Here is a 14,268-nt window from a genome sequence, read left to right as displayed (position 1 = left end):
TCGCCCGGGCGGCGCTGGGCGATCCTGGCGGCGCTTGGCCCGGCTCAACGTGACGCTCGCGGTGAAGCGGCTCGTGCGCGACGTCGCCGCGCGGATCCCCGAGCTCGCGCACGTGCGCGCCTCCCGCGTCCTCGTCGTCGCCGGCGAGGCGCGGCGCGCGTCCCGGGCGACCATCCGGCCGGCCCACTTCAAGCAGACGCGCGCCCGCGGCGACGCCGGCCGGAGGAAGCCGCTCATCCGGGTGAAGGGGCGCAAGATCCTCTACGTCGTCACGCTCCGGCCGCTCTGGTTCCGCGCCTCGACGCCGGAGCAGCGGATCGCCACGATCCTCCACGAGCTCTACCACGCGTCCACGCGCTTCGACGGCACGCTCCACCGCGGCCGGCGTCACTCGCGGCTGCCGCGGGCGCCCTACAACCGCAAGATCCGCACGCTGCTCGAGCGCTACCTCGCCGAGGCGCCTGCGGAGATCGTCGCTCCGTTCTCGACGAGCGGGATCGTGCGCGCGCGCATGTGGCTCGAGCGGCCCTGCGCCTTCTACCGGGAGGAGAGCTACCGCGGGCGGCAGACCTACACGGAGGCGCAGCTCTTCTACGGGCTCGTGCGCATGGAGAGCCCGCGCCGCCGGCGCGCGGCGCACCGCCCGCCCGGGTGAGCGTGCGGAGCAGCTCGCTTCAGGGCGTCCCTCGCTTGCATGGAGCCGTCGCGAGGCGCGCGATCCCGTCGCCGAGCCGGGCGCTCCGAGGAGTGAGCACCGCAGGCGTGCCTGTAAGGCACGTCGAGGAGCGCAACGACGAGGCCGCCTGGCGCAGGCAGGCAGCGTGCGCCGCAGCAGGCTCCATGCGGGCGGGTGACGCCATCACAGGCTCGTCCGCTCGAGGAGCGCGCGCGCGGCCTCGGCCTCACGCTCGAGCCTCGCGTGCAGGCTCTCGCCGTGCGCGTCCATGGTGACGATCGCGGGGAAGTCCTTGACCTCGATGTCCCAGATCGCCTCGCGCACCCCGAGCTCGTCGAGCTTGTGGACGCCGTGCACGCGCACGACGCGGCGGGCGAGCCCGACGGCGAGCGCGCCGACCGCGTGCAGGTAGACCGCGCCGTGCGCTGCGAGCGCGGCGAGCGTCGCCGGCCCCATCCCGCCCTTCCCGACGACGCCGCGCACCCCGTAGCGCGCGATGACCTCGGCCTGATACGGCTCCTCCCGCAGGGAGCTGGAAGGGCCGGCGGCGGCGAAGCGCCAGGCGTGGGTGGCGGGGTCCTCCGCGACCACCGGCCCGCAGTGATAGATGAAGCGCCCCTCGACGAGCCGCTTCACGGTCGGGTCGAGCTCGCGCAGGAGGACGCGGTGGGCGGCCTCGCGAGCCGTGATCATCCGGCCGCTGAAGAGCACCTCGTCGCCGACGTGGAGCGAGCGGACGGTCTCGTCGTCGAGCGGCAGGGTGAGCGAGGTCGGCATCGATGGGGTCCTATCCGGCGGCCGGGCGCCGCGCCGCCGCGCGACGCCGCTCGTCCGGGGCGCCGCAGGCGAAAGGCGGTTGCCTTGGCGGGCGGAGAGGCTCTATCTCCCTCCGGGGCGGAGCTCGCCGGAACCTGGCGACGTGACCCGGCGCCGGGATGGACGCGCTGGACTCACCTCCGCGCGAGGCCGCGCCAGGGCGCGGGGAACGGAACGCATGCGACGGGAGATTCGGCTGCCGCTGACCGCCTCCGGGCGGCTCGATCGGGCGCTCGCGGACGCGCTCGGGCTCGGGCGGGCCACGGTGAAGCGCGCCTTCCAGCTCGGCGAGGTGCGGGTGCGGGGCCGCCGCGCGCGCGCGAGCGACGCGGTCGAGCCGGGCGCCCTCGTGGAGCTCGACGTGGAGGCGCCGGCCGGTCCGCCCGAGCCGGAGCCGGACGCCCCGCTCGCCGTGCTGGTCGAGACGCCGCGCCTCGTCATCGTCGACAAGCCGGCCGGCGTCGCGGTCCACCCGCTCGCGCCGGGCGAGGGCGGGACGCTCGCGAACGCATTGGTCGCGCGCTACCCGGAGTGCGCCGACGCCTCGCCGGAGCCGCGGGAGGGCGGGGCGGTCCAGCGGCTCGACATCGAGACGAGCGGGTGCGTGCTGTTCGCGCGCGACGCCGAGGCGTGGGAGGCGCTGCACGCGCGCTTCTCGGCGCGCGAGGTGGAGAAGGTGTACCTGGCGCTCGTCGTGGGACGGGTCGCCTCGGGCGGCGTCTCGTCCGTGCCGCTCGCGCAGCGTGGCGGCCGGGCGGTGCCGGTCCCGGACCCGGAGACGGAGGAGCGCGTCCTCGCGAAGGGGCTCCGCCCGCGGCCGGCGGAGACGCACTGGGAGGTCGCGCGCCGCTACGAGTCGCACACCCTGCTGCGCGTCCGCATCGTCACCGGCGTCATGCACCAGATCCGCGCGCACCTCGCGCACCTCGGTCATCCGGTCGCGGGCGACACGCTCTACGGCGGCGCGGCCGCCGAGCTGCCGGGCCTCCGCCGGCAATTCCTGCACGCCTCGCGGCTCGCCGTCGAGGGACCCGACGGCGCGCGCGTCGAGGCGATGAGCCCGCTCCCGCCGGAGCTCGAGGCGGTGCTCGAGCGGCTCGCCGCCGCGCAGTAGGACGCACGCGCTCCGCGCGAGGCCGGGCCCCGCGCAAAAGAGAAGGGCCGGCGCGAGCCGGCCCTTCGGAGCATCCTCGCCTGGATCGCCGTCTACTGCGGTGCCGCCTCGGCTGGGGCGGCCTGGGCGGTGATCGGCGGGTCGGTCATCATCCCGATCGTGTTCACGCCGGAGCCGTGCGCCTGGTCGAGCACGTACACCACCTGGTCGTACTTCACCGTGTCCTCGGCGTTGAAGAACAGCACCTTCGAGGGCCGCCCGTCGTACGCCACGTGGAGCCGCTGCATCGCGTCGGCGACGCTCATCTCCTGCTTGTTGAGGAGCACGTTCCCGTTCTGCAGCGCGGTGAGGATCGTCTGGTCGGGCGGCACCGAGTCCGGCGGGACCGGCTGCATCTCCGGCTGGTAGTCCGGGACGCGGATGAACTTCTGCTTCTCGGCGAGCGGCGTCAGCACCATGAAGATGATGAGCAGCACCAGCACCACGTCGATGAGCGGCGTGACGTTGATGTCCGAGGCGGGCTTCTTCGTCCCGAGCGCCATCCCCATGGCTATTTCTTCTCCTTGATCTCGCTCGCGGCGAGGCTCACGCCGAGCAGGTGCGTCTTCGAGACCTCGAGGATGATCTCGCGGACGCGCTTGTAGTCGACGCTCTTGTCTCCCTTGATCATCACGGGAGAGCCGGGCGCCATCTGCATCGCCACGTTGAGCTCGGTGGAGATCTGATCGAGCGGGACCTCCGCCTTGTCGATCCAGGCCTTCCCATCGGCGGTGATGGAGAGGAGGACCGGGTCGCCGCCGCCCTTCAGGGCGGAGACGTGCTTGGCGTCGGGGAGCTGAACCGGCTTCCCGCGCTGCAGCATCGGAGTGATGACCATGAAGATGATGAGGAGCACCAGCACGACGTCGACGAGCGGCGTCACGTTGATGTCGCTCTTCACCGACTTGCTGCCGACATCCATCGACATCGCGTTCGGCTCCTGAGGGCGTCCCGAAGGTGGGCGCGAGGGCTACTTCGCCTCGCGGCCTTCCTTCATGAAGAAGTCGACGAGCTCCGTGGCGGAGTCGGTGATGTCGACCTGCATGTCCTCGACGCGGTTCGTGAGGTAGTTGAACATCATGACGGCGGGGATCGCGACGAGGAGGCCGAAGGCGGTGTTGATGAGCGCCTCGGCGATCGCGCCGGACACCGTTCCGAGACCGCCGGAGCCGGTGGCCGCCATGTTCTGGAAGGCCTTGATGATGCCCCACACCGTGCCGAGGAGGCCGACGAAGGGGGCCGTCGAGCCGATCGTGGCGAGCGAGCCGAGGCCGCGGCGGAGGTCGTTCACGGTGCGGAGCGAGCTGCGCTCGACCGCGCGGTTCACGGCAGCGATCACGTCGAAGTCGCCGACGTCGCGCGGACCCTTGGTGCGGACCGCGTCGACGCCGCGGCTGTACTCCTCGATCGCGAGGCCGAGCACCTTGGGCAGGTGGCCGCGCTTCAGCTTCTTCGAGAGCTCCACCGCGTCGCCGAACTTCCCGCCGGGCAGGAGGTCGCGCAGGCTCGCGGCGTACTGGCGCGACGCCTTGTTGGCGCGGGAGTAGGTCACGAGCCGCTCGGCCATCACGCCGAGCGAATAGATGCTCATGATGCCGAGGATCGCGGCGACGACGATGCCGAAGCCCTCGATCGACTTCACCATGTTGACGAGATCGAAGGTGCCCGGGGCGGCGCCGGCGGCCTGGGCCAGGACGAGGTTGTTCAAGGAAGCGAGCGGCTGGAACATCGACATCTCCTGTGGGCTGAAACTACTTCTTCTTCGAGACGGACGAGGGCGACGCGCTGTGACGAGCGCCTAGCCTGCGGTGAAGCGGATGGGGAGGATCACCCAGATCGACACGGGGCGGCCCTGGGCATCGGCACCCGGCACCCAGCGACACCCCTGGACCGCCTGCCAGATCGCGGTCGAGATGCGCTGATCGGGGATGGTGGTCATCACCTCGAAGCGCGACGGCGAGCCGTCCGGCCGGATCGCGAACTTCACGGTGATCGGACCGGAGATGTAGCCGGCGAGCTGCGGCGGGATGCGGACGGAGCGCTGGACGCAGCCCGGCTCGGCCATCTGCGGCTTGCGGTAGCCCGCCGTGGCGAACGCCGGCGCGTCCTCGACCTCGTTCCCGGGCCGGGCGCCCACGACACCGCCGACCACGCCCTCACCCTGGCCCGCGTCGCCGTAGTCGTACTCCGGCTCGGGCGCCTCGTTGGGATCCGGCGCCTTCATCTCGGGCTGGATCTCCTGAGGCTGGATCAGCGCCTGGGGCGGCGGCGGCTTCGGCAGATCCGTCCGCGGCTTCGCGTCGGGCGGCCGCTTTCGGGCGGCGGGCGGCGCGGGCGGTGGGGGAGGGGGCGGCGGGGGAGCGGCGGTCTTGACGAACTTCACGTCGACCACCGGATCGTCGATCACCTTCGCCTTGATGGCTGCGGAGGCGGTGATGATCGCCGCGATGAGAATGCCCTGGAAAAGCGTGGAACCGAAGACGTAGCCCGCGCGACGCGCGGCAGCCTTACCGCCTTCTTTCTTGGTGACTTCGTCGAACACGCGCCGGCGGCCTCGTTGCTGACTGCGGTTGACGGCAGAATCAGCCGGAAAAATGAAGACGCTTCCTAAACTCCGCGCCTGCCGCTTGTCAATACCGGCTCGCGAAAATAGTGCGCATGCCGCGCAACCATTGGCGAACCGCTCGAGCGCAGGATTCCGCCCACACGCAGCCTTCCCCGAGGTCGCGATCGGACGCGATCGCCACGACGCGCTGCGTCTCTCCTGTGCTGCCTTCCTAGGCCTAAGCGTCAAGGCCGCGACATTGTGACGCTTTCGAAAAACCGGCGTGAACTCCGAGTGTTGCGTCCCGGGCGGGGCGTAAACGACAACGACTCCTAACAGCCGGTGGCGTCTTGACATTCCTCACAGCGGCTGTCTAGAACGGCTGTTCATTGACCCGTCGGTCGATCGCCCGTGTCCCGTGCTGTGCCTACACGAGCGTTTGCCCGCCTGGCTGCGGCTGAGTGCTCTCTCCCTGGAGGAAGTCATGAGGAAGAAGTTGCTGCGCCTCCTGCGCATCGCGCCGCTCGCGCTGCTGTTCGCGAGCATCGCATCCGCGCAGACCACAGGCACCGTCCTCGGCGTCGTCACCGATGCCTCGACCGGCAAGCCGGTCGCGGGTGCGGTGATCATCGCCACGAGCCCCGCGCTGCAGGGCGAGCAGACGGCGGTCACCGACAACAACGGTTCGTTCCGACTCCCGCTGCTCCCCCCTGGCGACTACAAGCTCGCCGTCCAGCTCGACGGGTACAAGCCGGCCGAGCGCGCCGACATCACCGTCCGCCTCGACAAGACGATCCGCGCAAATCTCGCGGTGGTCCCCGAGGCCGTCCAGATGGAGGAGCAGGTCGTCCGTACGGGCGCCGCTCCGGTCGTGAACATCGGCGCGGCGGAGAGCGGCGCGGTCATCTCGCGCGAGTTCGTGGCGAGCATCCCCGTCGGCCGCACGGTCGAGGCGGTCTCGGCCACGGTGCCGACGGCCTCGAGCGACCTGTACGGCGTCGGCTTCGCCGGCTCGCAGTCGCCCGAGAATGCCTACATCCTCGACGGCATGAACGTGACCGACCCGGTCTACGGCACGTTCGGCGGCAACCCGACGGCGCAGAACCCGCAGACGACGCTCATCACGAACTTCATCCAGGAAGTCGACGTCAAGACGGGCGGCTTCATGCCCGAGTACGGCCGCGCCACGGGCGGCGTGCTCAACATGGTGACCAAGTCCGGCTCGAACGAGTTCCACGGCTCGGCGTTCGGCAACCTCACCCCGCGCTTCATGTTCCAGCCAACGGGCCGCACCGCGGGCGCCGCGGGTGAGGCGGTCGCGTGGCGGTTCAAGCCGGACGAGGGCGCGTACGACCTCGACCTCGGCTTCGAGCTCGGCGGCCCCATCCAGAAGGACAAGCTCTGGTTCTACGCGGGCTTCGCGCCGGTCGTGACGAAGCGCACGACGGAGCGCTTCCTCCGCTCGAACGTGCTCGAGACGGACCCCGGCGCCTCGGGCTGCGTCGCCGGCGCCGACCCGCTGGGCTACGGCCGCTGCATCGACGCGGCGGGCAACTACGAGCAGAACGCGATCGCCGGCACGAGCAAGATCATCGACACGGGCCGGACGACCTACCAGCTCACCGGCAAGCTCACCTACCTGCTCGACGAGAACAACAACTTCACGCTCTCCGCCTTCGGCCTGCCGTCCCACGAGAAGCGCTACTCGATGAACGGCGCCGACAGCCGCCGCACGACGGAGAGCACCGACAACATCTTCGACGTGATCGGCCGTTACGGCGGCAAGTTCCTCGACAAGCGCCTCATCATGGAGGTGGTCGGCGGCTGGCACGGGTCGACCTCGGTCGACGATCCGACCGGCTACCAGGCGTCCACGTCGGCCGTCGAGTGGTACACGAACCTCGGGGTCAGCGGCTTCGAGCAGCCCGGTGACACGCTCGCGGCCTGCGGCACGGGCACCGCCGCCCGCGCGCAGTGCACGGCGTTCGGCTACATCACGGGCGGCAACGGGTTCCTCAACGACTCGTCGGCGAACCGCTTCGCCGGCCGCGTCAACGCGACCTACCTGTTCGACGTCTTCGGCTCGCACGCCACGAAGGGCGGCCTCGACGTCGAGCGGTCCACCTACGGCATCACGAAGCGCTACGGCGGCGGCGCCTACTTCCGGGCGAGCCCGTCGTCGAACCGCTTCTCGGTGTTCCGCGGCTACGGCGTCGTGAACGGCGGCACGCCCGACCCGGTCTTCGGCACGATCGCGCCGGCCGGCACCCTCCCGATCGGCCCGAGCGGGATCGATCAGTTCAACAGCATCGACACGAACTCGCAGACGACGTCCACCGCGGCGTACCTGCAGGACTCCTGGCAGCTCCCGGTCGCGAACCTGACCGTGAACTACGGTCTGCGCTGGGAGATGCAGAACATGTCCAACCGGGACAACCCGCAGGACAACGGGTTCACGATCAGCAACAACTGGGCGCCCCGCGTCCAGGCCATCTGGGACTTCACCGGGAACGGCCGCGGCAAGGTGGCCGGTAGCTGGGGCCGCTTCTACTACATGATGCCGCTCGACATGGGCGACCGCGCCTTCGGCCTCGAGGACAACCTCCGCTACCGCCTGCAGGCCAACACCTGCGGCAACTACGCGACGACGGCCGGGGTCGGTAACTACGGCGCGTTCGACGCGACGTCGGTCGGCCTGGGCAAGTGCGCCATCCAGACGCGCGCCTCCGCGGACGGCACCCCGATGGACGCGTTCCAGTCCGGTGGCTTCACGCCGGTGGACCCGAACCTCAACGCCACCTACGTCGATCAGTTCGGCGGGCAGCTCGAGTACGAGGTCCTCTCCGACCTCTCGCTCGGCCTCGAGTACCAGGGCCGCCGGCAGGGCGACACGATCGAGGACATGTCCTCGGACGACGGCGTCAACTACTACATCGGCAACCCGGGCACCGGTAAGCCGTTCACCATCAACGGGACGACCTACGATCCGGTCAACGTGACGACGTTCGACGTCATGACCGGCCGCGAGGTCCAGGTGAAGTTCCCGAAGCCGGAGCGCTCGTACGACGCGATGACCGTGTTCGTGCGGAAGAACTTCTCCCAGAACTGGCAGGGCAGCGCGAGCTACACCTACTCGTACCTGCGCGGCAACCTCGCCGGCCCGTACCGCGAGGAGGACGGCCAGATCGACCCGGGCATCACCTCCGAGTACGACCTCGCCTCCCTCATGGCCAACAAGGTCGGCCGCCTCCCCGGCGATCGTCCGCACCAGGTGAAGCTGTTCGGCTCCTACACGTTCAACTTCGGCCCGCGCTTCAACCTCTCCGCGGGTGCCGCGTACACCGGCATGTCGGGCAACCCCGTCAACGCCCTCGGCGCCGACGGCGGCGCCGGCGACTACGGCGATGGCCAGGCGTTCATCCTCCCGCGCGGCATGGCGGGGCGCTCGCCGTTCCTCCACAACGTCGACCTGAAGGGCTCGCTCAGCTACGTCATCACGCCGCCGTACGCCCTCCAGTTCTCGGTGGACGTCTTCAACGTCTTCAACACCGAGGAGGTCCGCGCGACGGACGAGAACTACACGTTCGACGCCGTCCAGCCGATCGTCGGCATCAACTGCGACACCAGCGCGGCCAGCGCCGGCAACCCGGTGGCGAAGCTCCAGAGCGACTGCTCGGACGTCAAGTACCTCAAGACGGTCGACGGCCGCCCGGTCAACGTGAACCCGAACTGGGGCAAGGCCGCCCCGGGCGTCAACTCGTTCCAGGCGCCGCTCTCGCTGCGCTTCGGCGTCGCGCTCTCGTTCTAGGCCGCGCCAGGAGACCACGACCATGAAGAGCATCAGGAACCTGTGCTTGCTGGGCGCCCTCGCCGCGATCGCGGCGTGCGACCCGTACACAGCCGAGAACAAGGGGCAGCCGCAGATCCTCTCGGTGTTCGTCACGAACGCCAGCGAGGCCTTCGAGGCGACCGGTGACGCGACGACCGGGTTCACGGTCAGCGCACCGTCGACCTGCACGCCCGCGGCTGGGACGACTGCGGAGGAGACGGTCGCCGATGCCGTGGCGATCTACGTGAAGTTCAACAAGCTGCTCGACGGCGCGTCGATCCAGTCGACGCCGGCGAGCTGCGTGCCGGCGAACAGCTGGCTCTCCGTCGCGCCGGGCACCGGCGGCGACGCCTCGGCGGCGTGGTTCAGCTGCTACAACCCCTCGTCGCCGACGGCGACGGAGGGCTCCTCGGTCGTCATCTACCCGGGAGCTGACGTCTCGACGGGCGTCGAGGGCGAGGGCTGGGTCACGACGGGCGGCCTGACCGCCAGCAGCAGCGCTGCGGCCACGTACGTGCTGACGGGCAACGTCAAGGACAAGCAGGGCAACTCGGTCCCGGTGAAGATCAACTTCACCGTGAACCCGGACGCCGGTCCTGTCGACGTGACGGTCGCCTCGGGCGTGCTCACCTGGGCGGCCGCGGGCTGCGGCACCGCCACCGCGTACAACGTGTACAAGAAGGACTCGACCGACGCCAAGCCGGTCCTCCTCACGGCGACGCCGATCACGGCGACGACGTACACGGATGCGAGCCCGGCCGCGGGCCGCGAGTACTTCGTCGCCCCGCTCGTCGGGACGGTGGAGACCAAGCTGCAGGGGCCGTTCACGGCGCCGTAGCAATCCGTTCGCAGTTCCTCGAGGGGAGCCGGCCACCGCGCCGGCTCCCTTTTCTTTGCGTCGAGGTTCGCCGCCGGAGCCGAGCCCGCGCACGAGAGAGCCCCGGCCCGCATGCGCGGACCGGGCTCGGGTGCGCCCGGCGGTCTAGAAGGCGAACCGGACCGGCATCACGACCCAGATCGACACGGGCCTGCCTTGCGCGTCCGCGCCGGGGATCCACTTGCAGGATTGCACGGCACCCCAGACCGCGTTCACGATGCGCTGGTCGTGCACCCCCGTCACGACCTCGAACCGGCTCGGGACGCCGTCCTTTCCGACGGCGAACTTCACCGTGATGGCGCCCTCGATGGAGTCGAGGAGCTCAGGGGGCAGGTGCAGGGTGCGCTGCACGCAGCCGGGAACGCTCGTCTGCGGCCTGCGATAGCCCGTCGTGGCGTACGCCGGCGCGTCCTGGACCTGCGGCGGCTGTGGGGGTGGTGCGCCGACGACGCCGCCGACGACGCCCTCCCCCCTGTCGTCGGAGTCGTACTCCGGCTCGGGAGGCTCGTTCGGATCGGGCGGCTTCATCTCCGGCTGGACCTCCTTCGGCTGGATCAGGGCCTGCGGCGGCGGCGGCTTCGGGAGATCGGTCCTCGGCTTCTGCTGCGGCGGGCGCCTGCGCGCGGCGGGGGGCGGGGCAGGGGGCGCGGGCGGAGGCGGAGGGGCCGTGCGCACGAACTTCACCTCGACGACGGGTTCCCTGACGACCGCCGCTCTGAAGGCAGCCGACGCGGCCACGACCGCGACCACGACGAGGAACTGGAAGAGCGTCGACCCGAGGACGTAGCTCGCACGGCGAGCGGCGTTCTTGCCGCGCTCCGTCCTGGTGATCTCCTCGAACACGTCCGGCCTGCCTCGTTGTGACGACGAGAGTGTCTAACCTCATGCTCCGAGCTTTCAACGCGCGCCGGCCGTGAGACCCGCCCATCGCGATTGTGAGCCGGTTTGTTGGGGGGAAAGGCGAGCACTCAAACGCTTGCCGCTCCGGGCTGCAAATGGTCGCAAACCACGAAGCTAACCGGCCGCGGTGACGAATGTTTTCGGAAAGCGCGGCTCCCGCCTGAATATGCCGTTACCCGCGCATCCGATAGGCGCTTAGACGCGCCGTGGCTTGACACGTTGCGCACCCAGCGTCAAGACGGGTCTCGCTGACTGGCCGGTCGACCGTGAAGATTTCCAGCCGACCGATCGCCCGGCTGGCTGTGGCTGCGTGCCTCTTCCCGGAGGAAGCCATGAGGACGAAGTTCCTGCGCCTCTCGCGGATCGCGCCGCTCGCGCTGTTGCTCGCGGGGGTCGCGTCCGCCCAAGAAACCGGCGTCATCATCGGAGTCGTCACGGACGGTGCAACAGGCAAGCCGGTCGCCGGCGCCCTCGTGGTCGCGACGAGCCCGGCGTTGGCCGGGGAGAAGACCGGCGTCACCGACGGTGGTGGCAACTTCCGCATCGAGGGGCTGCCGCCGGGCCAGTACCGCCTCGCGGTGCAGCTCGAGGGCTACAGGCCCGCCGAGCGCGCCGACATCGCGGTGCGCGCGGACACGACCATCCGCGCGACCCTCGCCGTGGTCCCCGCGGCCGTGAAGCTGGAGGAGGTCGTCGTCACGGGGACGCGCATTCGTCGCAAGGACCTCACGACGCCGGCGCCGGTCACGGTGATCAGCCGCGAGCAGGTGCAGGCGAGCGGGAAGCTGTCGGTCGGCGAATACCTGCAGAGCCTCCCGGAGCAGGGCGGCGCGATCAACGCCCAGGTGAACAACGGCGGCGACGGCTCGACGCAGATCAGCCTCCGCACCCTCGGCAGCAACCGGACGCTGGTGCTCGTGAACGGGCACAGGTTCACCGGCCTGTTCAACGGCGGTGGCGTCGGAGACGTGGTCGTGGCGACCGACCTGAACGCCATCCCCATCGCCGCGATCGAGCGGATCGAGGTGCTGAAGGACGGGGCGTCGGCGATCTACGGCTCCGACGCCATCGCGGGCGTCGTGAACGTCATCACCCGCAAGGACTTCAGCGGGATCGAGGCGAACACCTACGGCGGCACCTCCTCGCGCGGCGACGGCAGGGCCTACGACATCAACGCCACGGCGGGGACCACCAGCGACAGCGGCAGCCTCCTGTTCGCCGCTGGCTACTTCTACCAGGGCCCGGTGTTCGCGGGCGATCGCACGTTCAGCACCAAGATCTACTCGCTCGACTTCAAGACCGGCGAGAAGACGTTCAGCGGCAGCTCCGCCATTCCGGCAGGTCGCTTCAGGCTCGATCCGACGACCTGCAACACCGCGGCCTGCCGCGATCTCAAGAACCAGGGGATCACGGGACCTACGAACCTCTTCGTCGATCCGAGCATGCCCGGCGGTGCCCGCCCGTACGACGCGGAGAAGGACCCCTACAACTTCAACCCCGCCAACTACCTCTACACGCCGCAGGAGCGCATCTCGCTCTACTCGACCGGCTTCAGGAAGCTCGCCGACTTTGCGCGCGCGTACTACCAGGCGTCCTACGTGAACCGCCAGTCCCGGCAGCAGCTCGCCCCCGAGCCGCTCTTCACCGTCAACAACGGCGTGTCCGTCTCGAAGGACAGCCTCTACAACCCGTACGGCGTGGATCTCAGTGACGTCCGCCGCCGCCTCGTCGAGTTCGGCCCCCGCTCCTTCCGCCAGGACATCGACACGATGCAGCTGATCGGCGGTCTCGAGGGGACCCTGCCCGACCTCGGCGGGCCGGTGAAGGGCTGGTCGTGGGACGTGAACCTCAACTTCAGCCGCGCGGCCGGCATCTCCACCACGGATGGGACCCTGCGGGTGCCCAAGATCGCGGCCGCGATCGGGCCGAGCATGATCGATCCCGCGACGGGCAAGCCGATCTGCGTCACCACCCCCGGCGACGTCAAGACCGTGATCACCGGCTGCACGCCGCTCAACCTGCTGGGTGGTGCCGGCTCGATCACGCCGGATCAGGTCGCGGGCCTGGGCTTCCTGGGCACGGATCGGACGCGCTGGCAGATCCTCGACGTCCAGGCCACCCTGACGGGAGAGATCTTCAGGATCGTGGAGGACCGTCCCGTCGCGCTCGCCCTCGGCTACGAGGGCCGCCGGGAGTTCGGCGCGTCGGAGCCGAACCCCATCAGCGGGGCATTCGAGAACAGCGGCAACAACTTCGCGCTCACGAAGGGCGGCTTCACCGTCAACGAGGGCTACGTCGAGCTCTCGGCCCCGCTCCTCGGCAACCTGCCGTTCGCGGAGAACCTCGAGGCGACGGCGGCGACGCGGGTCTTCCACTACAGCACCTTCGGGACGGACAACACCTACAAGGTCGGGCTCCGGTACAGCCCGTTCTCGGACATCACCGTCCGCGGGACCTACTCGCAGGGCTTCCGCGCGCCTTCCATCCTGGAGCTTTTCCAGGGCGTCGCCGACAACTTCCCGACGATCTCCGACCCCTGCAACGGGCTCGATCCCGCGGGCAACCCCGCGCCGATCACGGATCCGGTGCTCCTCGCGCGCTGCGGCAACGCCGCGAACAACGGGGACGACCGCACGCAGCAGAAGAGCCGCAACGGCGGCAATCCCAACCTCAAGCCCGAGACGGCCGACATCTACACCGCCGGCCTGGTCTTCCAGCCTCGCTACGTCCCGAACCTCTCGCTGACCCTGGACTACTTCAACATCAAGATCGACAACTCGATCAGCACCATCGGCGCCGACGTCATCATCCGGAGCTGCTACTCCCAGCCGACCCAGAAGTTCTGCGAGTTCGTGCACCGCACGCCGGGCGGCCTGATCGACTTCATCGACGACCTCGCGGTGAACATCGGCGGTGAGAGCGCCGCCGGGATCGACGCCGCGGTCCGGTACGACGTCCCCACGGCGACGTACGGCCGCTTCAACTTCCTCGTGGACGGCAGCTGGCTGCAGAAGCACAACAAGACGCTCGCCGACGGGACGGTGATCAAGGCGAAGGGGACGTCGGATCTCTACTTCACCGTCGGATATCTGCCGGAGTTCAAGCTCAACGCGGGGGTGGCCTGGGGTCGGAAGAACTTCGGCGCCGGCGTCAGCACGCGGTGGGTCAGCTCCGTCAAGGAGTGCGGGACGTCCGAGGGTGCGTCGGGCAACGACGGCCTCTGCTACCTCGACTCGACCTACTCCCGCAGGGTCTCCGCCTGGAACTCGTGGGACGCGTTCGTGAGCTACGTGCTGCCGAGCACTGCCGGGAGGACGAGCCTCGCGTTCGGCGTGCAGAACGTCTTCGACACGAAGCCGCCGACCGCCTACGACATCGAGACGTTCCCCTCGGATCCGCGCACCTACGACTTCATGGGCCGCTTCTTCTACGTGAGGCTCGGCCACCGGATCTAGCGCGCCCGCGGGGCGGG

11 protein-coding genes are annotated in these 14,268 nt (G+C 69.8%); 5 read left to right on the top strand and 6 right to left on the bottom strand.

The genetic code is table 11. From position 1 onward, the window contains the following. Positions 1–34 precede the first annotated feature (34 nt). On the top strand, positions 35–655 hold the full coding sequence (locus MNY62_RS13655) for a putative metallopeptidase (protein ID WP_332842164.1): 621 nt from the start codon (positions 35–37) through the stop codon (positions 653–655). Positions 656–859: 204 nt separating this feature from the next. On the opposite strand, the gene MNY62_RS13650 is transcribed toward MNY62_RS13655, so the two are convergent. Then, entirely contained in the window at positions 860–1,453 is a 594-nt protein-coding gene (locus MNY62_RS13650; protein WP_242344728.1) for a fumarate hydratase C-terminal domain-containing protein, read from the bottom strand. 217 nt (positions 1,454–1,670) lie between these two features. Here MNY62_RS13650 and MNY62_RS13645 point away from each other — a divergent pair, with 217 nt between their 5' ends. Continuing rightward, positions 1,671–2,606 (top strand): RluA family pseudouridine synthase, encoded by a 936-nt coding sequence (locus MNY62_RS13645; RefSeq protein WP_242344727.1) that lies wholly within the window; start codon positions 1,671–1,673, stop codon positions 2,604–2,606. Positions 2,607–2,698: 92 nt separating this feature from the next. On the opposite strand, the gene MNY62_RS13640 is transcribed toward MNY62_RS13645, so the two are convergent. The 4 genes from MNY62_RS13640 to MNY62_RS13625 form a co-directional block, all read right to left on the bottom strand. Next, positions 2,699–3,154 (bottom strand): ExbD/TolR family protein, encoded by a 456-nt coding sequence (locus tag MNY62_RS13640; protein ID WP_242344726.1) that lies wholly within the window; start codon positions 3,152–3,154, stop codon positions 2,699–2,701. Between the two features lie 2 nt (positions 3,155–3,156). Further along, a complete protein-coding gene (locus tag MNY62_RS13635) occupies positions 3,157–3,573 on the bottom strand; it encodes an ExbD/TolR family protein (RefSeq protein WP_242344725.1) in 417 nt (138 codons plus the stop codon). Positions 3,574–3,615: 42 nt separating this feature from the next. After that, positions 3,616–4,374, bottom strand: a complete 759-nt coding sequence (locus MNY62_RS13630) for a MotA/TolQ/ExbB proton channel family protein (protein WP_242344724.1) — start codon at positions 4,372–4,374, stop codon at positions 3,616–3,618. 69 nt (positions 4,375–4,443) lie between these two features. Further along, positions 4,444–5,187 carry an energy transducer TonB gene (locus MNY62_RS13625; RefSeq protein WP_242344723.1) on the bottom strand — a complete coding sequence of 248 codons (744 nt, stop codon included), beginning with the start codon at positions 5,185–5,187 and terminating at the stop codon, positions 4,444–4,446. A 487-nt stretch (positions 5,188–5,674) separates the two neighbouring features. On the opposite strand from MNY62_RS13625, the gene MNY62_RS13620 reads away from it, so the two are divergent. Both MNY62_RS13620 and MNY62_RS13615 read left to right on the top strand, forming a co-directional pair. Then, positions 5,675–8,998, top strand: a complete 3,324-nt coding sequence (locus MNY62_RS13620) for a TonB-dependent receptor (protein WP_242344722.1) — start codon at positions 5,675–5,677, stop codon at positions 8,996–8,998. 22 nt (positions 8,999–9,020) lie between these two features. After that, entirely contained in the window at positions 9,021–9,857 is an 837-nt protein-coding gene (locus MNY62_RS13615) for a hypothetical protein (RefSeq protein WP_242344721.1), read from the top strand. 144 nt (positions 9,858–10,001) lie between these two features. Here the strand turns inward: MNY62_RS13615 and MNY62_RS13610 are convergent, their stop codons facing one another. Then, on the bottom strand, positions 10,002–10,739 hold the full coding sequence (locus MNY62_RS13610; RefSeq protein WP_242344720.1) for an energy transducer TonB: 738 nt from the start codon (positions 10,737–10,739) through the stop codon (positions 10,002–10,004). Positions 10,740–11,128: 389 nt separating this feature from the next. Between MNY62_RS13610 and MNY62_RS13605 the strand changes: the two genes are divergently transcribed. After that, positions 11,129–14,251 carry a TonB-dependent receptor gene (locus tag MNY62_RS13605; RefSeq protein WP_242344719.1) on the top strand — a complete coding sequence of 1,041 codons (3,123 nt, stop codon included), beginning with the start codon at positions 11,129–11,131 and terminating at the stop codon, positions 14,249–14,251. Positions 14,252–14,268: the final 17 nt, after the last annotated feature.

The organism is Anaeromyxobacter terrae, assembly GCF_022690685.1.
Lineage (GTDB): Bacteria > Myxococcota > Myxococcia > Myxococcales > Anaeromyxobacteraceae > Anaeromyxobacter > Anaeromyxobacter terrae.
This window is presented reverse-complemented; position numbering and strand designations above follow the sequence as displayed.

Bases quoted from the DNA above. Each gene is read 5' to 3' on its own strand.
- MNY62_RS13650 (WP_242344728.1), bottom strand. From the start codon at position 1,453: ATGCCGACCTCGCTCACCCTGCCGCTCGACGACGAGACCGTCCGCTCG.
- MNY62_RS13645 (WP_242344727.1), top strand. From the start codon at position 1,671: ATGCGACGGGAGATTCGGCTGCCGCTGACCGCCTCCGGGCGGCTCGAT.
- MNY62_RS13640 (WP_242344726.1), bottom strand. From the start codon at position 3,154: ATGGGGATGGCGCTCGGGACGAAGAAGCCCGCCTCGGACATCAACGTC.
- MNY62_RS13635 (WP_242344725.1), bottom strand. From the start codon at position 3,573: ATGTCGATGGATGTCGGCAGCAAGTCGGTGAAGAGCGACATCAACGTG.
- MNY62_RS13630 (WP_242344724.1), bottom strand. From the start codon at position 4,374: ATGTTCCAGCCGCTCGCTTCCTTGAACAACCTCGTCCTGGCCCAGGCC.
- MNY62_RS13620 (WP_242344722.1), top strand. From the start codon at position 5,675: ATGAGGAAGAAGTTGCTGCGCCTCCTGCGCATCGCGCCGCTCGCGCTG.
- MNY62_RS13615 (WP_242344721.1), top strand. From the start codon at position 9,021: ATGAAGAGCATCAGGAACCTGTGCTTGCTGGGCGCCCTCGCCGCGATC.
- MNY62_RS13605 (WP_242344719.1), top strand. From the start codon at position 11,129: ATGAGGACGAAGTTCCTGCGCCTCTCGCGGATCGCGCCGCTCGCGCTG.